We start from the raw sequence: 18,302 nt of genomic DNA on the forward strand, positions 1-18,302 counted from the left end.
CCTATGTGGAATCCCAACCAGCCCCCGGTCAGCATCGATGATGCGCCTGATCGCCTCGGTGCCGGCAACCCCGAGTTGCAGGTGATGGTCGCCGAGGCGGCCTCGGGCGGTACCGCACTCATGCTGATGCATGTGGACATCGACCACTTCGCCTCTGTCAACGAAAACATGAGCGCCGAGGTAGGTGACCAGGCCCTGGTGCTGGTTGCGCAGCGGTTGCAGTCCTACCTGCGAGGGCGCGGCAAACTGTGGCGCCACGGCAGCGACGAGTTCCTGATCGCGGTGCCACGCACAGCCGAGGTGCCACTGCCGGAGGATTTCGCCGAGGAAATCCGGCAGCAGATGGAACTGCCGCTGTCGGTCCTGCCGTACACGCTGTTCATGACCGGCAAGCTGGGCGTGAGCCTGTGCCCGGAGCATGCCAGCAACGTTTCACGCCTGCTGGACCACGCCGAAGATGCGCTGTACCAGGCCGCCCGCGAGGGCGGCAACGCGGTGCGCATCCACGCCGTGGACACGCCGCCGAGCGCGCACAGCGAGAGCATCATCGCGCGGCAGATCGTCGATGCCATTCCCAACGGCGAACTGAAACTGCGCTACCAGCCGTTGGTCAGCGCCCGCGATGGCCACGTGGTCGGCATGGAAGCGCTGCTGCGCTGGCAGTCACCGACGCTGGGCATGCTGGTGCCGGAGCGCTTCATGCGCACCGCCGAGCGGCTGGGCATCATCGTGCAGATCGGCACCTGGGTGCTGGAAGGTGCACTCAAGCAGGCCCGCCTGTGGCGCGACCAAGGCTTCGACGATTTCACCATCGCGGTGAACGTCTCCACCCTGCAGCTGCTGCGGCCGAACTTCTTCGCCGAAGTGATGGGCCTGATCCAGGCCGCGGGCATACCGGCACAGATGCTGACGCTGGAAATCAACGAAAGCGCGCTGACCAACAACGTCAACTTCGTGCATGAGACGCTGGCCAACCTGCGCAACGAGGGCATCAGCCTGAGCCTGGACAACTTCGGCACCGGTGACTCCAGTCTCAGTGCGCTGGTGCGCTACCCGGTGGACAAGCTGAAGATCGACCGCAGCTTCATCAAGAGCGCGCCGGCCGGCAACCGCGAGGCGGCCATCGCCCGCGCGATCATCGCCATGGGCCATCAGCTGGGCATGACGGTGATCGCCAACGGCGTTGAATCGCAGGCGCAGCTTGGCTTCCTGCGTCGCAACGACTGTGATGTGTTCCAGGGCTACCTGTTCGGCGAACCGATGTCGGCCGATGCCGCAGGCATGACCCTGCGCCGCCGCTACCTGCGCCCGGAAGCTTTCGCCGAGACCCGTCCCGACCGCACGCTGCTCTTGCTGGACGACGAAGAGAACGTGTTGCGATCGCTGGTGCGGCTGTTCCGTCGCGACGGCTACCGCATCCTGGCGGCCGGCAACGTGCGTGATGCGTTCGACCTGCTGGCGATCAACGACGTGCAGGTGATCCTGTCCGACCAGCGCATGAGCGACATGAGCGGCACCGAGTTCCTCGGCCGGGTGAAGATGCTGTACCCGGACACGATCCGGTTGGTGCTGTCCGGCTATACCGATCTGAACACGGTGACCGATGCGATCAACCGCGGCGCGATCTACCGCTTCCTGACCAAGCCATGGAACGACGACGAGCTGCGCAAGCATATCCACCAGGCGTTCCGCACGTACGAGGAACAGCGCCGCAGCAACGCCGGACCGGCGCCGGTGGAGAGCGGAGACGGCGGCGAGGACCGCCCGCTGCGGTAACGATCCAGCCTGGTAGAGCCGGCCGCTGGCCGGCTGCTACGTGACGGGGTTAGTGAGGTTGCCGGCCAGCGGCCGGCACTACCCGAAGCGGTCAGCGCGGCTGCTTCACCGGCAGCACCACGCGGAAGCGCGAGCCCACGCCCGGGGTGCTGTCCAGGTCGATCCGGCCATGGTGCTTGTTGATGATGCTGTAGGAGATCGACAGGCCCAGGCCCGTGCCACTGCCCACCGGCTTGGTGGTGAAGAACGGATCGAAGATGCGTTGGCGCAGTTCCGGCGAGATGCCACCGCCGGTGTCCTCGAATTCGACCCACACCTGGTCGCCATCGACGCCGGTGCGCACGGTGATCGTGCCGCGCTCGGCGATGGCATGGCCCGCGTTGAGCAGCAGGTTCATGTAGACCTGGTTCAACTCCGATGGCAGGCATTCCACCAGCGGCAGTTGGCCGAACTCGCGTACCAGGGTGACCTTGTACTTGAGCTCGTTCCAGATGATGTTGATGGTCGATTCCAGGCCCGCGTGCAGGTCGACCAGCTTCCACGACTCGTCACGCCCGGAATACGAGAAGTCTTTCAGATCACGCACGATGCGCGTCACCCGTTCGATGCCTTCGCGCGATTCGGCCATCAGCTGCGGCAGGTCGCGGCTGATGAAATCGATGTCCAGGCGGTCACGGATGTCATCGATCTCCGGGATCAGCGCCTTCGGGTCCGGCGCACGCAACGCGCGTTCGTAGGCTTCGATCACGGTGAACAGGCTGCGCAGGTACTCCTGCAGGCTGCCCAGGTTTGAGTGCACGTAGCCGATCGGATTATTGATCTCGTGCGCGACGCCGGCAGCAAGCTGGCCGATCGAGGCCATCTTCTCCGATTGCAGCAATTTCTCCTGGGTACCGTTGAGCCGCAGGTAGGCCTGGCGCAGCTCGGCGTGGCGCTGCTGCAGTTCTCGCTCGTAGTCTTCCTGTCCTTCGATATGGCGGAACAAGGCCAGGAAGTGCCCCTGCCGCACCGGGCCGTGGTGATACAGGTGGGCGATGACCACGCCCTCGCCCAGCGGCAGGCTGCCGTTCCAGTGACCATGCTGGCGCGCGTGTTCCAGCGCATCGGGGGGCAGCAGCTCGCGAAGCCGCTGCGGGGGCGGCAATGCACCATCCTCACCGCTTGCCAACAGGTTCTGCGCGGCTGGATTGGCCAGCGCAACCTGCCCGTCTTCGGTGAACAGCAGCAGCCCTTCGCGCAGGCGCTCAAGCAGGGCCTGCAGTACCGGCTGTGGCGGAAGGGGGGCGGTAACCAGGGCGTTGGCAGCGGACACGGCGACTCGGGGGCATTCGAACAGACGCCCAATATACGCGCTCGTGCAGCGGGCTTCAGCCCGCGTGATGGGGTTGTTCGAGCGCCGCCTCAGGCGACGGCGAGTGGGCGGCGCGCTGTGACGGTGTGCGCCTGCCCCTTGGCATCGTAGGCCGAGGCATCTTCGGTGCGCCCGAGCTGGCGCAGGGCCCAGTTGACCTCGCGGCGCCGGCGCGACAGCAGCACGCCGTTGGCGCGGTTGCGTTCGGCCAGTTCCTGCAGCTGCTCGCCTTCCCCGACCGGCGGCGCGCCTTCCAGCGCACGCAGCGCTTCCAGCTTGGCGCCGGTGGCCCGGATCAGGGCGTGCACGTCGTGCTCGACCAGGGCCTGGCGTTCAACGTCCAGGGCCTGGGCAAGACGCTGCAGCGGCTCGCTCATCGCCGCAGTCATCCGTGCAGCTGCTGGTCCAGCTCGAGCATGCGCGATGCGATCGCGTCCGGATTGATCTTGTAGGTGCCGTTCTGCAGCGCCTCGCGCACGGCGGCCACGCGCTGGGCGTCGATTGCCGGGGCGGTGGTCAGCTCACGCTCGATGGCCTGCAGATTGGTGGCCTCGCCGGTCAGGCGCAGGCTGTCGGCCGCCTCGACCGGGCGTGCCGCCGCATCGGTGCTTACACCGGGCTTGTTGGCCGGGGTCGTCACGCTGCGCAGGGCCTGGGGGACCTGCAGGTTGCCGTCGATTTTCTGGCTCATGGGGTGTCCTGGAGTTGCCGTTCACATGGGATAACGGCCGCAGGGCCGTGATCTTTAGGGATATTCTGCGGTAATTCAACGCGCCACGATTACGTCACCGGCGGCGTCGACCGTGCCCTGCACGATCCGCCGCGAGGACAGGTTCTCGACCGAGACCCGCTCGTTCTCACCCGCGTCACCCATCGCACGGCCTGCAATACGGACCTCGACCGAGCCGCGACGCGAGACCAGCGCCACATTGTCTCCTCGCTTGATGAGACGCTGCACCACCAGATCGTTGCTCGACAGCAGGGCCCCGGCCTGCAACGGACGGCGGGCGATGCGGCCGATCGCTGCGTTGGGATCGGCCAGCACCGCACCGGCAATCCGGGCGGCATCACGCTGGGCAGTGGTGATATCGGCAGCGGTAAGGGTTTCTCCAGTACCGATTCCGCGGTTGAGCACCAGCACGGTCTGGTTGCGCCGCACTTTCACTGGCACGAACAGGCGCCAGCCACCGGCGTCGGGACAGCTGACTTCCACCGTGGTGTTGGCGGTGGGCTGCACCTGCAGCGCGCCGCCACACTTGGGCAGGCGCAGCGCATCGGCCACCTGCGCCTCCCCCTCGCTCCCGGCAGGCAGCGTCGACAACGCCGCCGCGCGGATGCTGGCAACCGGCTGCCACTCTGCAGCGGCTGCCCATGGCGCGGCTGCGGCGAGCACGATGGCGAATAGAGGTGTGACCCGGCGCATGGCGCCTCCTGTCGATGGAATCTGGCCCTGGTGCGTGCAAGGGGTGTGCCAGAGCGCCGGGACCCGTTGATCGGATCCGGGATGGGGACGCGACCGGATGGGTAGAGTCGACTGTCAGTCGACTTTCGCGCGAAGCACGGGGTTTCCCGTGATCGGATCGAAGAGCGGTCGACTGACAGTCGACTCTACAAACGCGGTGCGGACCGCGCAGGCGGCAGAGCGCCCTCAAGTTTGGCGCCCACCCCGCCGATACAGCAGCCATGTCCCATGACCTGCTCAACCGGATCGACCAGCGAACCCGACTGGCCGGCCACAACCGCCTGGCGCTGCTGCTGTTCCGTCTCGGCGGACGTCAGCTTTTTGGCGTCAATGTCTTCAAGGTGCAGGAAGTCCTGCGGCGCCCGGAGCTGTTCCAGGTGCCCGGGTTGCCCAGCCAGTTTGCCGGCGTGGCCGACGTACGCGGCCGCTCGGTGCCGGTGCTCGACCTGGGCCTGGCCATCGGCCACCCCGAGCGTGAGCCTGACGCGGACACCTCGCCTGGCTACCTGGTCGTCACCGAATTCAACCGTTCGATCCAGGGCTTCCTGGTCAGCGGCGTGGAGCGCATCGTCAACATCGCGGTGGAAGACATCCACCCGCCGCCGGAACTGGGTGCCGAATCGAGCTACCTGACGGCGGTGACCCGCTTCCAGGGTGAGCTGATCCAGGTGATCGACGTTGAAAGCGTGCTGGCCGATATCGCCCAGGTACGCGGTGATGCCGTACTCGATCCAGCAATGGCAATGCCTGCCGATGGCCCGCAGCTGCAGGTGCTGGTGGTGGACGATTCGCGCGTGGCCCGCCAGCAGATCCGCAGCGTGCTGGACCAGCTGGGCGTTGGCGCCACCCTGCTTTCCGATGGCAAGCAGGCGCTGGACCATCTGCTGCAGATCCACGCCTCGGGCGAGAACCCGGCCGAGCGCTATGCCATGGTCATCTCGGACATCGAAATGCCGGCCATGGACGGCTATACGCTGACGACGGAAATCCGGCGCCACCCTGGCCTTGCCGGCCTGTACGTGCTGCTGCATACCTCGCTGTCGGGCGTATTCAACAATGCGATGGTCGAGCGCGTCGGCGCCAATGCCTTCGTCGCCAAGTACTCGCCGCACGAGCTGGCCGATTTCGTGCTGGACCGCCTGCGCAAGGTCGCGATGGCGGCGTAAGGCCGCGTCACGGGTCTCCGCCGTGCATGGCCCGGCGCTACCACAACCTCCCCGACCCCTGGGGTAGCGCCGGGCCATGCCCGGCGGACGCGATGTCGCGCGTGCTTTGGCACACCCCTTGCAGCTTCCCGGGCAACGTTCCCGTGGGAGTGCACCGTGCGCAACCTGATTACCGACTACCTGGGCGTCCACGCCCAGGCCATGCCGTTGCGCGAACAGCGGATGAAGCTGATCGCCAGCAACCTCGGCAATGCCGATACGCCCGGCTACAAGGCCCAGGACCTGGACTTCGATGCCGCCCTGCGCCACGCCCAGGGGCAGGATGCCAACGGCCTGATGGCCACCACCCATGAGCAGCACTACGAAATCAGTAGTGGCCTGAATCCGTTCCAGATCGCGCGCGAAGGCGTGCAACCCAGCCTGGACGGCAACACCGTTGATCCCGATGCCGAGCGTGCGGCCTATGGCCGCGCCGCGCTCGAGTACCGCGCTTCGCTCAGCTTCGTCGAGAGCAAGGTGCGTTCCATGTTGACCGCGATCACGGGGCAATAAGCCATGAGCAACCTGCCGATCTTCGATATCGCCGGTTCCGCGCTGCAGGCGCAGTCGGTGCGCATGAGCACCATCGCCTCCAACCTCTCCAACGCCGACACCGTCGCCGGTTCCGCCGACGCCGTGTACAAGCCGCTGGAACCGATCTTCCAGGCCGTCACCAGCAAGAACGATCCGAACATCACCTCGGTGAAGGTGAAGGAGATCACCCAGAGCGAAGCCGCGCCGATCAAGCGCTACGAGCCGGGCCACCCGCTGGCCGACGCCGATGGCTACATCTACCAGCCCGACGTCGACCCGGTGGCGCAGATGGTCAACCTGATCTCGACCTCGCGCAATTACCAGGCCGGCGTGGAGATGTTGACCACCGCCAAGGAACTGGCCCTGGCCACCCTGACCATGGGCCGCTGAGGCCCGCAGTACCGGATACCGCCATGACCACCGCCGTCAGCAACCAGACCAACCAGGACGTCTATACCGCACTTGGTCTGAACGCCCCGAACAGCAACGCCACCAAGAAGAAGAACACGCTGGACCAGGCCGATTTCCTGCGCCTGATGACCGAGCAGCTGCAGCACCAGGACCCGCTGAAGCCGATGGACAACACCCAGATGGTCGCGCAGATGGCGCAGATGTCCACCGTGCAGGGCATCACCGATCTGAACAAGACGGTGAAGGGCTTCCAGGAGTCGATGGCCAGCGACCAGGTGCTGCGTGGCGCGGCACTGGTCGGCCACCAGGTGCTGGTGCCGTCGGAAAAGCTGGTACTGGAGAAGGAGGGCAGCGTCGAAGGCACGGTGGCCGCGCCGTCGGCCGGCATCATCACCGTGGACATCACCGATGCCAACGGCGCCAAGGTCACCTCGCTGAGCGTGGAAGCCACTGCCGCCGGCGAGACCGCCTTCCAGTGGGACGGCAAGGACGCCAACGGCAAACGCATGGAGCCGGGCAAGTACTCCATCGTCGCCAACCATGTCGATACCGCCGGCAAGAGCACCAAGCTGTCCACCTACGTGCAGGCGCCGGTGGAAAGCGTGACCGTCGGTTCCGACGGCCTGTACCTGAACCTCAAGGGCCTGGGCACGGCCCCGATCGACTACGTGCTCCGCGTCAGCTGAGCCGCACATCCCGCATCAACCAGGAGCATCCCATGGGCTTCAATGTCTCGCTGTCCGGCATCAATGCCGCCAACACCGACCTGAGCGTCACCGCCAACAACGTCGCCAACGTCAACACCACCGGCTTCAAGCAGTCGCGCGCCGAGTTCGCCGATCTGTTCGCCTCCACCAGCTACGGCCTGTCGAAGAACCAGACCGGCTCGGGCGTGCGCGTCTCCAACGTCGCCCAGCAGTTCATCCAGGGCCACAACGAGCAGACCGGGCGCAGCCTGGACATGGCCATTTCCGGTGAGGGCTTCTTCACCATGAACATGAACGGTTCGCGGGTGTATTCGCGTGCCGGCAACTTCCAGACCGATTCGGCCGGCTACGTGGTCAATCCGCAGGGTGCGCGCCTGCAGGTGTTCGCACCGAATGCCGATGGCACCAACTTCGACGCCGGCCGCCTGGTCGACCTGCAGCTGCTGACCACCGACAGCCCGCCGAAGCAGACCAGCGAAGTGAAGGTCGGCTTCACCCTGCCGGCCAACGCCAAGCAGCCGACGGTGGCCACCTTCGACCCGGCCGATTCCAACAGCTACAACCATTCCAGCGGCGGCATCACCGTGTACGACTCGCTGGGCGTGAGCCACATCCAGGTCTCGTACTTCGTCAAGGGAGCCAACCCCAACGAATGGACCGTGCACAACTATGTCGATGGCCAGCCCGCTGGCACCCCGACCGCGGTCACCTTCGACAACAGCGGCAAGCTGACCGCCCCGGCCAACGGCAAGGTCGGCCTCGGCACGTTCACCCCCACCACCGGCGCCGGCCAGCTGAACATGACGCTGGATATCAACGGCTCGACCCAGTACGGCGAGAAGTTCGCGCTGCGCAACACCCAGCAGGACGGTTATGCCGCCGGCAAGCTCAATGAAATCACCGTGTCCGAATCCGGCGTGGTCTACGCCCGCTATTCCAACGGCGACGACAAGCCGCTGGGCCAGGTGGCGCTGACGACCTTCAACAACACGCAGGGCCTGGAATCGAAGGGCAACAACCTGTGGGTCGAGACCTTCGAGTCGGGCACGCCGCGCACCGGCATGCCCGATACCTCCAACCTCGGCAAGATCCAGGCAGGTTCGCTGGAAGCGTCCACCGTCGACCTCACCGAGCAGCTGGTCAACATGATCACCGCGCAGCGCAACTTCCAGGCCAACGCACAGATGATCACCACCCAGGACCAGATCACCCAGACGGTCATCAACATCCGTTGATGACCCGCTGACCCTGTCACGGAACTCCCCGCATGGATAAAGCCCTTTACGTGGCGATGACCGGTGCCCTCGCCTCCCTGCAGGCGCAGGGAACGCTCAGCCACAATCTCGCCAACTCGGACACCCCCGGCTTCAAGGAAGCGCTGGCCAACACCGAAGCCTTCCCGATCCGCGGCCCCGGCTTTGCCTCGCGGGTGGATGCGCTGCACGTCGACGCTGGCTTCAACCGCACGCCCGGCGCGCAGCACATCACCGGCAAACCGCTGGACCTGGCGCTGCAGAGCGGCACCTGGCTGGCGGTGCAGGCCAGCGATGGCAGCGAGGCGTATACGCGCGGCGCGGCCTTGTCGGTCACCCCCAATGGCCAGCTGGTGACCTCCGGCGGCCGCACGGTACTGGATGACAACAACAACCCGGTCGCCATTCCGCCCTACCAGGCGATGGAGATCGGTGCCGACGGCACGATCTCGATCATCCCGCAGGGTGAAGGCCCGCAGACCATGGCGCAGATCGGCCGGATCAAGGTGGTGCAGGCACCGGACGAGCGCCTCGAGCGCGGCCTGGATGGCCTGTTCCGCAATACCGACCCGCAACAGCCGTTCGCACCGGCACAGGGCACCGCAGTGCACAGCGGCCAGCTGGAAGGCAGCAATGTCGATGCGGCCGGGGCACTGGTGCAGATGATCCAGCTGCAGCGCCAGTACGAAATGCAGGTGCAGGTGATCAAACACGGCGACGAAAACGCGCGCAGCGCCAACAGCATGCTGCGCCTGGGCAGTTGACGGAATTCCGGCGCCGGCTGATGCCGGCGCTGGCACACCGCTTGCACACCCGCATACAAGGGCCGCACCACGCGGCCGGTTTCACCAGACAGGACATCGAAGATGAACCAGGCATTGTGGATCGCGAAAACCGGACTGGATGCGCAGCAGATGCGCATGTCGGTGGTTTCCAACAACCTCGCCAACACCAACACCACCGGCTTCAAGCAGGACCGTGCCAGTTTTGAAGACCTGCTGTACCAGCAGGTGCGTCAGCCGGGCGGCTCTTCGTCGGCGCAGACGCAGCTGCCGACCGGCCTGCAGCTGGGCACCGGCGTGCGCGTGGTAGCAACCGCCAAGAACTTCGAACAGGGTGGCCAGCAGCAGACCGGTCGCGCCCTGGATGTGATGGTCAACGGCCGCGGCTTCTTCGAAGTGCAGATGCCCGACGGCAGCTCGGCCTACACCCGTGATGGCTCGTTCAAGATCAACCAGGACAGCGAGCTGGTCACCAACAGCGGCTACCCGGTGCAACCGGGCATCCAGATTCCCGAGGGCGCGCAGTCGGTCACCATCGGCAGCGACGGCACCATCAGCGTGAAGATGGCCGACAACGCCGCGTCGGTGGAAGTCGGTGCGCTGACCCTGACCGACTTCGTCAATCCGGCCGGCCTGCAGGCGCGCGGCGAGAACCTGTTCCTGGAAACCACGGCCTCGGGCCCGGCCCAGAACGGTAATCCCGGCCTGAACGGCCTCGGCACCGTGGTGCAGGGGGCGCTGGAAGGCAGCAACGTCAATGTGGTGGAAGAGCTGGTGTCGATGATCGAAACCCAGCGCGCCTACGAAATGAATGCCAAGGCGATCTCCACCACCGACTCGATGCTCGGCTATCTCAACAACAAGATCTGACCGGCCCAACCGGGAAACCGCCATGTCGCCCATTTCCAACTTTGCCCGCACTGCCCTCGCCTGCACCGTGGCCGCCCTGCTCGGTGGCTGCGTGATCGCGGGCGACGTGCGCCCCTACCCGGCGATGGCGCCGATCCAGCCGATCATGCCGCCGCAGGCCGCGCCCACCGCCGGGGCGATCTATGCCGCCGGCCCGACCCTGCAGCTGTATTCAGACCGCCGCGCACGCGATGTCGGCGACCTGCTGACCATCACCCTGCTGGAAAGCACCACCGCGCAGACCAGTGCAAACACCGCCACCAACAAGGAGTCCAACCTGAGCCTGGGCAGCCCGAGCATCTTTGGCGCGCCGGTCACCCTGGGCGGCAAGGACATCCTCAGCGCCAGTGCGGAAGGCAAGCGTGATTTCACCGGCAAGGGCAGCAGCGCGCAGAGCAACCGCCTGCAGGGCAGCGTTACGGTCACCGTGATCCAGCGCCTGCCCAACGGCAACCTGGTGGTGCAGGGGCAGAAGAACCTGCGGCTCAACCAGGGCGATGAACTGGTGCAGGTGCAGGGCATCGTGCGCCCTGGCGACATCAGCCAGGACAACACCATTCCCTCCAGCCGCGTAGCCGAGGCCCGCATCGTCTACGGCGGCCGCGGACCGGTCGCGCAGTCCAACGCGATGGGCTGGCTGAGCCGCTTCTTCAATTCCGGCCTGACGCCGTTCTGAGTATGGCCATGAAACTCCTCCCCTCTTCTTCCTGGCAGCGCCGCGTGGCGTCGTTCGTCGCGCTGATGCTGATGGTCGTGGCAGCCCCGGCCAGCGCCGAGCGCATCAAGGACCTGGCACAGGTCGGCGGCGTGCGTGGCAACGCACTGGTTGGCTACGGCCTGGTGGTCGGCCTGGATGGCAGCGGCGACCGCACCAGCCAGGCGCCCTTTACCGTGCAGAGCCTGAAGAACCTGCTCGGCGAGCTGGGCGTGAACGTGCCGCCGAACGTCAACCCGCAGCTGAAGAACGTGGCCGCCGTTGCGATCCATGCCGAGCTGCCGCCGTTCGCCAAGCCCGGCCAGCCGATCGACATCACGGTGTCCTCGATCGGCAACGCGGTGTCGCTGCGCGGCGGCTCGCTGCTGATGGCCCCGCTGCGCGGGGCCGACGGGCAGATCTACGCCATCGCCCAGGGCAACCTGATCGTGGGTGGCTTCGGTGCGCAGGGCAAGGATGGTTCCCGTGTCTCGGTGAACGTGCCCAGCGTCGGTCGTATCCCCAACGGCGCCACCGTGGAGCGTGCCCTGCCCGATCCGCTGGCCAACGGCGGCGACATCACCTTGAACCTGCACAACAACGATTTCACCACGGTCTCGCGCATGGTCGCCGCGCTCAACAACGCCTTCGGCGAAGGTGCGGCACGCGCGATCGATGGCGTGACCGTCGCGGTCACCGCGCCGACCGACCCGGGCGCACGCGTCGGCCTGCTGGCGCGCATCGAGAACCTGGAACTGACCCCGGGCAGCGCCCCGGCCAAGGTGGTGGTCAATTCGCGCACCGGCACCGTGGTCATCGGCCAGCAGGTGCGCGTGGGACCCGCGGCAATCTCGCACGGTTCGCTGACCGTGACCATCCAGGAAAACACCAACGTCAGCCAGCCCAATGCCCTGTCCGGCGGCCGCACCGTGGCCAGCCCGCAGTCCACCATCACCGCCACCAACGACGGCAGCCGCATGTTCAAGTTCAGCGGCGGCACCACCCTGGACGAGATCGTGCATGCGGTGAACGCCGTAGGTGCGGCACCGGGCGACCTGATCGCGATCCTGGAAGCCCTGAAGCAGGCCGGCGCATTGAGTGCCGAGCTCGAGGTGATCTGACATGCGCATCAATCCCGCATTCGACCTGCACCCGGCGCAACAGAACGATCCGGCAAGGATCGACAAGGTGGCGCGCCAGCTGGAAGGCCAGTTCGCGCAGATGCTGGTAAAGAGCATGCGTGACGCCAGCTTCGGTGACTCGCTGTTTCCCGGCGAGAACAAGATGTTCCGCGAGATGTACGACCAGAAGATTGCCGAGGCGATGACCCGCGGCAAAGGCCTGGGCCTGTCCAGCATGATCAGCCGGCAGCTGTCCGGCCAGGCCGCCGATGGCCCGGCGCTGGATACCCGCGTGGATCCGGCCAAGGCCAGCCGTGCTTACCAGCTCAATGCACCGGCCAGGCCGGCACCGTCGCTGCCACTGGAAGACGGCAGCCAGGCGGTGCGCCTGCTGCAGCAGATGGCCGCCGGTGCGCAGCACGGTGCGCAGGCGGCAGTGGCGCCGATGGAGCAGGCCCTGGACCTGATCGCCGGGCGCGAGAGCAGCAGCATGCACCGCTCGCTGGGCACCGACGATCCGTACATCGGCAGCCTGCAGGGCGAGGACTGGGCCGCCAACAGCGACCAGTGGTCGGCCACCGCCAGCAACCGCGGCACCGCGATCAGCCCGGCCGATGCGATGGCGACCCGCACCGCTGTCGCCCGGCTCGGCGAGCACACCCCGGAAGGCTTCGTCGCCAGCATCTGGCAGCACGCGCAGCGTGCGGCCAAGGAACTGGGCGTGGATGCCCGCGCCCTGGTCGCCCAGGCGGCGCTGGAAACCGGCTGGGGCAAGCGCCACATCAAGCATGCCGACGGCAGCACTTCGCACAACCTGTTCGGCATCAAGGCCAATGGCTGGAACGGCCAGCGCGCCGTAGCCGGCACCCATGAATATGTCGATGGCGTGCGCCGCAACGAGACCGCCAGCTTCCGCGCCTACAGTTCGCCGGCCGAGAGCTTTGCCGACTACGTGCGCCTGCTGAAGACCAGCCCGCGCTACCAGCAGGCCCTGCAGGCCGGCACCGACGTGCAGGGCTTCGCCCGTGGCCTGCAGCGCGCCGGCTATGCCACCGATCCGCGCTACGCGGCCAAGATCGCCGCGATCGCCGGCGGCCCGACCATCGAGCGCGCCGTCGCCGCCGTGGCAGACGCCGGCTCGCGCCTTGGCCAGACCTTCGCCAGCACCGCGACCGCGGCGCTGGGTATCACCCGTCGTTGAGGAACCCCATGTCCAGCGTACTTTCCACCGGTACCGGTGCCCTGCTCGCCTTCCAGCGTGCGTTGGCGACCACCAGCCACAACGTGGCCAACCTCAATACGCCCGGCTACAGCCGGCAGAAGGTCAACTTCGCCACCGCCGATCCGCAGAACTATGGCTACGGCACGGTCGGCAACGGTACCCGCATCACCGACATCCGCCGCACCGCCGACCAGCTGGCCATCTCGCGCCTGCTCGACAGCAGCGGTGAACTGGCGCGCCTGAAACAGCTTTCGGGCATGGCCGACCGGGTCAACGCGCTGTTCTCTGATGCGGCCACGAATGTCTCTGGTGTGTGGTCGAACTTCTTCGACTCGGTCAGTGGCCTGTCCTCCAATGCCTCCGGCACGGCCGATCGCCAGAACATGCTCGATGGCGGCAAGGCCCTGGCCAACCGCTTTGTGCAGCTCAACACCCACCTGAACAACCTCAACAGCGAGGTCAACAACGGCCTGCTGGCCGGTGCCACCGAGGTCAACCGCCTGGCGCAGGAGATCGCGCAGATCAACGGTGCGATCGGCACCAACATCGCCACCGCCGCGCCCGACCTGCTCGATCGGCGCGACCAGCTGATCACCCAGCTGATCGGCTACACCGGCGGCACCGCGGTGATCCAGGACGGCGGCATCATGAATGTCTACACCGCCGGCGGCAACGCGCTGGTGGTGGGCACCACCGCGACCAAGGTCACCACCGTGGCCGACCCGTACCAGCCCGAGCGCCTGCAGCTGGCCCTGGAAACGCAAGGCAACACCATCCGCCTCGACCCGAAGGCAGTAGGCGGCCAGATCGGCGGCCTGATGGAGTTCCGCGACACCGTGCTGACCCCGGCCCAGGCCGAACTGGGCAAGTTGGCTGTCGGCCTGGCCGAGACCTTCAACCAGGCCCACCACCAGGGCGTGGACATGTATGGCCAGCTCGGGGGCGACTTCTTCAACATCGGCAACCCACGCGTCACCGCCAACAACGCCAACACCGGCACCGCCAGCCTCAGCGCCACCTATGGCGACCTGGGCAAGCTGGACGCGCAGAACGTGGTGCTGCAGTTCGATGGCAGCAACTGGAAGGCCAGCCGGGCCGACACCGGCGCCAGCGTTCCGCTGGCCGGCACCGGCACCGCCGCCGATCCGCTGGTGATCAACGGCGTCACGCTGGTCGTGGGCGGCACCCCCGCTGCCAACGACCGATTCCTGCTGCAGCCCACCGCAGGCGTCGCCGGCAGCATGGAGATCGCCATCACCGATCCGTCCCGGATTGCAGCCGCTGCCGCGGTAAAGGGCGCCGCCGCGACGGCCAACACGGGCACCGGCAAGCTGAGTGGCGTGACCGTGACCGATTCGAGCAACGCCAACCTGCGCAATCCGGCCGCGATCGTGTTCACCTCGGCCACCACCTACACCATCGATGGTGGCCCGCCGCAGACCTACACGCCCGGCCAGACCATCAGCGCCAATGGCTGGAGCTTCGTGCTGGACGGTGCGCCGAAGGTCGGCGACACCTTCAACATCACCCCGACGCCGGCCGGCTCCTCCGACAACAGCAACGCCTCCAGGCTGGCCAAGGTCGAGAGCGCCAAGGCCTTCAATGCCGGCACGGTGACGCTGAACGGCGCGCTGGGTGGCCTCACCACCCAGGTGGGTGCTGCGGCCCGTTCGGCCGAGTACTCGCTGGAAGCGCAACTGGTGATCAACGACAAGGCGCAGGAAGCGCGCGATGAAGTGTCCGGCGTCAACCTGGACGAGGAAGCGGCCGACATGCTGCGCCTGCAGCAGGCCTACCAGGCCGCCTCGCAGCTGATCTCCACCGCCGACAGCATGTTCCAGACCATCCTGGGAGCCGTCCGCCGATGAGCAGCCGCATCTCCACCAGCATGATGTACAACCAGTCGGTGTCGCTGATGATGGCCAAGCAGGCCAAGCTCAGCCACCTGGAGCAGCAGATCGCCACCGGCAGCAAGATCGTCTCCGCAAAGGACGATCCGGTCGGGGCCGGCGCAGCGGTCGGACTGGACCGCAGCCTGGCCGCACTGGAACGGATGAAGCTCAACGCCGGCAACGTGCAGAACCGGCTGGGCGTGCAGGAAAACACCCTGGCCCAGGTCAATGATCTGATGGGGCGCGTCAACGACCTGACCATCCAGGCCAGCAACCCCGCCCTGAGCGCGTCCGACAAGAAGACGCTGATCACCGAACTGAACCAGATCCGCGACGGCCTGCTGTCGCTAGCCAACGCCGAGGACGGCACGGGTCGCTATGTATTCGGCGGCACCAACGACGGCGATCCGCCGTTTGCGAGGATCAATGGCAAGGTGGTCTACCGCGGTGACCAGACCCAGCGCCAGATCGAGGTCGGCCCCGATACCTACGTGCGCGATGCCCTGCCCGGCAGCGAAATCTTCATGCGCATCCCCACCGGCGATGGCTTCGTCGATGGCGCCGCTGCGGCGGGCAACACCGGTAACGGCGTGCTGACCAACATCACCCGTGATGGCAGCGACAGCTGGAACGGGCAGTCCTTCAGCATCCGCTTCACCGCTGCCGACCAGTACGAGGTGCTGGATGGCGCCGGCAACGTGACCGGCACCGGCACCTTCAAGGCAGGTGACAACGTGGAAGTGAACGGCGTGCGGCTGCAGATTACCGGCGCGCCGGCAGCGGGCGACAGCTTCAACGTGAAGCCGGCGAGCAGCCGCGACATCTTTGACACCATGGACAAGCTGATCGCCGCACTGGATGCCGACACCGGCACCACCGCGAAGATGAGCGCCCAGCAGAACGAACTGCAGAGTGCATTGCGTGACGTGGCGCGCGCGTCGGAGCGGATGATCGATTCGCGTGCGGCCGGTGGCGCGCAACTGAAGGCACTGGACAACGCCGCCGACATGCGCGAAGCCAACAGCGTGACGCTGAAAACCACGCTGTCGCAGATGCGCGACCTGGACTACGCCGATGCGCTGAGCCAGTACCAGTTGCAGAGCACCGCGCTGCAGGCGGCACAGACGATCTTCTCGCAGATGCAGTCGATGTCGCTGTTCAACAAGATCGGCTGACAGCACCCCCGCCTCAGCCCCGAAAGGCCGCGATGCTTGCATCGCGGCCTTTTTCGTTTCCGTGGCCCGTCGCCGCGGAGCATTCCAGACAGCGCTCGGCGGATTTTCCGTGATTGCCCATCAAGCCCGGCCCCACCCCGCCGATACCTTCATCAGCGCTGGTTGGGCCTGCCCAACCGCCCCTTCCGGGTGCGCCTACACGCCCCTTCGGGGTTGGAAAACCCCGGAAAAACAGCCTCCGGCAACGAATTACGACTTCAACGGAATTCACGGCTAAAGGTTGTTGACAAAGCGCCGTTATTCATTTGGCAACGGCGAAGCACACAGCCACACAAAAAAACCGGCGGCGCTTCGTTTCATTCACCAACGGGTTCCATATAAGAGGAGACGACCCCATGGCACAGGTAATCAACACCAATACGATGTCGCTCAACGCTCAGCGCAACCTGAGCACCAGCGGCAGCTCGCTGGCCACCACCATCCAGCGCCTCTCGTCCGGCCTGCGCATCAACAGCGCGAAGGACGACGCGGCCGGCCTGGCCATCAGCGAGCGCTTCACCACCCAGATCCGTGGCCTGGACGTGGCTATCCGCAACGCCAACGACGGCATCTCGCTGGCCCAGGTCGCCGAAGGCTCGCTGAGCGAAGTCGGCAATAACCTGCAGCGCATCCGCGAACTGGCCGTGCAGGCGTCCAACGCCACCAATTCCAGCAGCGACCGCAAGGCCCTGCAGGCCGAAGTGACCCAGCTGGTCAGCGAAATCGACCGCGTCGCCAAGCAGAGCGACTTCAACGGCACCAAGCTGCTGGACGGCTCGTTCACCAGCCAGCTATTCCAGGTCGGCGCCAATGCGGGCCAGGCCATTGCGATCAACAGCGTGGTGGATGCTAAGGCTGATGCGCTAGGTAACAGCAAGTTCGCCGCCCCGGTCGCCAGCACTGCTGACATTGCGACCATCACCGATCTGAGCGGCGTCACCATCAACGGTGTGGCCATCGGCACGATCAGCGGCAAGACGACCTCCGAGTTCGCTGCATCCGCCGCTGCACAGATCAACAGCAAGATCGGCGAGGCTGGCGTGTATGCAGAGGTCGTGGCCACTGCTGGCGTCTCACCGGCTCCCGATACCTACCGTCTCAAGCTGACCTCGGTCCAGGCTGATCGTGATCTGGTAATCGATGGGGCTACCCAGCTGAACTTCGCCAACTCCACCAAGACCACTCCCAGCTCTGTCGCTGCAACCGCTACGTCGAGCTTTGTCAAGGATCTAGACGTTTCCGACTACGTCGGTGCGCAGAAGGCCTTGGGCATGGTCGATAAGGCCCTGGAGTCGGTCAACAGCGTCCGCGCCGATCTCGGTGCAATCCAGAACCGCTTCACCTCGGTGGTGGCCAACCTGCAGACCTCCTCGGAGAACCTGTCCGCCTCGCGCAGCCGTATCCGCGATACCGACTTCGCCAAGGAAACCGCCGAACTGACCCGCACCCAGATCCTGCAGCAGGCCGGTACGGCCATGCTGGCCCAGGCCAACCAGGTACCGCAGAACGTGCTCAGCCTGTTGCAGCGCTGACATGAGCCGCCCCCGGGGCACGTCGGGGGCGTCTAACCCAACTCACGTGCAACCGCTCAAGGACCTCTCCTCATGGCACAAGTCATCAACACCAATACGATGTCGTTGAATGCTCAGCGCAACCTGAGCACCAGCGGCAGCTCGCTGGCCACCACCATCCAGCGCCTGTCCTCCGGTTCGCGCATCAACAGCGCCAAGGACGACGCCGCCGGCCTGGCGATCTCGGAGCGCTTCGGC

Annotated in this window: 19 protein-coding genes; 15 read left to right on the plus strand and 4 right to left on the minus strand. The window is 66.1% G+C overall.

Annotated features, from left to right (window positions below; translation table 11 throughout):
• The first annotated feature begins 3 nt into the window (after positions 1 to 3).
• Positions 4 to 1,776, plus strand: coding sequence for an EAL domain-containing protein (locus AC5P8J_RS17005; protein ID WP_019659626.1), 1,773 nt, complete (start codon positions 4 to 6; stop codon positions 1,774 to 1,776).
• A 91-nt stretch (positions 1,777 to 1,867) separates the two neighbouring features.
• Here AC5P8J_RS17005 and AC5P8J_RS17010 read toward each other — a convergent pair whose 3' ends face one another.
• The 4 genes from AC5P8J_RS17010 to flgA form a co-directional block, all read right to left on the minus strand.
• A complete protein-coding gene (locus AC5P8J_RS17010; RefSeq protein WP_494540136.1) occupies positions 1,868 to 3,088 on the minus strand; it encodes an ATP-binding protein in 1,221 nt (406 codons plus the stop codon).
• Positions 3,089 to 3,177: 89 nt separating this feature from the next.
• Positions 3,178 to 3,516 (minus strand): flagella protein, encoded by a 339-nt coding sequence (locus AC5P8J_RS17015; protein ID WP_010485882.1) that lies wholly within the window; start codon positions 3,514 to 3,516, stop codon positions 3,178 to 3,180.
• The gene (flgM, locus tag AC5P8J_RS17020; RefSeq protein WP_019659624.1) at positions 3,513 to 3,818 is read right to left on the minus strand and encodes a flagellar biosynthesis anti-sigma factor FlgM; all 306 of its coding nucleotides are present in this window, start codon (positions 3,816 to 3,818) and stop codon (positions 3,513 to 3,515) included. The genes AC5P8J_RS17015 and flgM overlap by 4 nt, the downstream gene beginning before the upstream one ends.
• A 75-nt stretch (positions 3,819 to 3,893) precedes the next feature.
• On the minus strand, positions 3,894 to 4,550 hold the full coding sequence (flgA, locus tag AC5P8J_RS17025) for a flagellar basal body P-ring formation chaperone FlgA (protein WP_019659623.1): 657 nt from the start codon (positions 4,548 to 4,550) through the stop codon (positions 3,894 to 3,896).
• A gap of 260 nt (positions 4,551 to 4,810) precedes the next feature.
• Between flgA and AC5P8J_RS17030 the strand changes: the two genes are divergently transcribed.
• The 14 genes from AC5P8J_RS17030 to AC5P8J_RS17095 form a co-directional block, all read left to right on the plus strand.
• A complete protein-coding gene (locus AC5P8J_RS17030) occupies positions 4,811 to 5,755 on the plus strand; it encodes a chemotaxis protein (RefSeq protein WP_019659622.1) in 945 nt (314 codons plus the stop codon).
• A 156-nt stretch (positions 5,756 to 5,911) separates the two neighbouring features.
• Entirely contained in the window at positions 5,912 to 6,307 is a 396-nt protein-coding gene (flgB, locus tag AC5P8J_RS17035) for a flagellar basal body rod protein FlgB (protein WP_005409576.1), read from the plus strand.
• A 3-nt stretch (positions 6,308 to 6,310) separates the two neighbouring features.
• A complete protein-coding gene (gene flgC / locus AC5P8J_RS17040; RefSeq protein ID WP_005416461.1) occupies positions 6,311 to 6,718 on the plus strand; it encodes a flagellar basal body rod protein FlgC in 408 nt (135 codons plus the stop codon).
• 23 nt (positions 6,719 to 6,741) lie between these two features.
• The gene (locus tag AC5P8J_RS17045) at positions 6,742 to 7,425 is read left to right on the plus strand and encodes a flagellar hook assembly protein FlgD (RefSeq protein WP_111104197.1); all 684 of its coding nucleotides are present in this window, start codon (positions 6,742 to 6,744) and stop codon (positions 7,423 to 7,425) included.
• A 32-nt stretch (positions 7,426 to 7,457) separates the two neighbouring features.
• On the plus strand, positions 7,458 to 8,681 hold the full coding sequence (flgE, locus tag AC5P8J_RS17050) for a flagellar hook protein FlgE (protein ID WP_019659620.1): 1,224 nt from the start codon (positions 7,458 to 7,460) through the stop codon (positions 8,679 to 8,681).
• Positions 8,682 to 8,713: 32 nt separating this feature from the next.
• A complete protein-coding gene (locus AC5P8J_RS17055; protein ID WP_495216982.1) occupies positions 8,714 to 9,463 on the plus strand; it encodes a flagellar basal body rod protein FlgF in 750 nt (249 codons plus the stop codon).
• A gap of 102 nt (positions 9,464 to 9,565) precedes the next feature.
• Positions 9,566 to 10,351, plus strand: a complete 786-nt coding sequence (gene flgG, locus AC5P8J_RS17060; protein ID WP_005416457.1) for a flagellar basal-body rod protein FlgG — start codon at positions 9,566 to 9,568, stop codon at positions 10,349 to 10,351.
• A 22-nt stretch (positions 10,352 to 10,373) separates the two neighbouring features.
• Entirely contained in the window at positions 10,374 to 11,066 is a 693-nt protein-coding gene (gene flgH, locus AC5P8J_RS17065; protein ID WP_494540134.1) for a flagellar basal body L-ring protein FlgH, read from the plus strand.
• Positions 11,067 to 11,068: 2 nt separating this feature from the next.
• Positions 11,069 to 12,205: a flagellar basal body P-ring protein FlgI gene (locus AC5P8J_RS17070; RefSeq protein ID WP_019659617.1), complete on the plus strand. Its 1,137-nt coding sequence runs from the start codon at positions 11,069 to 11,071 to the stop codon at positions 12,203 to 12,205.
• A gap of 1 nt (position 12,206) precedes the next feature.
• Positions 12,207 to 13,406, plus strand: a complete 1,200-nt coding sequence (flgJ, locus tag AC5P8J_RS17075; RefSeq protein ID WP_206621684.1) for a flagellar assembly peptidoglycan hydrolase FlgJ — start codon at positions 12,207 to 12,209, stop codon at positions 13,404 to 13,406.
• An 8-nt stretch (positions 13,407 to 13,414) separates the two neighbouring features.
• Positions 13,415 to 15,295: a flagellar hook-associated protein FlgK gene (gene flgK, locus AC5P8J_RS17080; RefSeq protein ID WP_021201758.1), complete on the plus strand. Its 1,881-nt coding sequence runs from the start codon at positions 13,415 to 13,417 to the stop codon at positions 15,293 to 15,295.
• Complete coding sequence (gene flgL, locus AC5P8J_RS17085) at positions 15,292 to 16,494, plus strand: flagellar hook-associated protein FlgL (RefSeq protein ID WP_019659614.1); 1,203 nt, start codon at positions 15,292 to 15,294, stop codon at positions 16,492 to 16,494. Before flgK ends, flgL begins: the two co-directional genes overlap by 4 nt.
• Before the next feature lie 395 nt (positions 16,495 to 16,889).
• Positions 16,890 to 18,065: a flagellin gene (locus AC5P8J_RS17090; RefSeq protein WP_494540133.1), complete on the plus strand. Its 1,176-nt coding sequence runs from the start codon at positions 16,890 to 16,892 to the stop codon at positions 18,063 to 18,065.
• A gap of 72 nt (positions 18,066 to 18,137) precedes the next feature.
• Positions 18,138 to 18,302: flagellin N-terminal helical domain-containing protein (locus AC5P8J_RS17095; protein WP_488349878.1), on the plus strand; the 165-nt coding region annotated here is incomplete at its 3' end.

Source organism: Stenotrophomonas sp. YJH_SMC_37 (assembly GCF_059370035.1).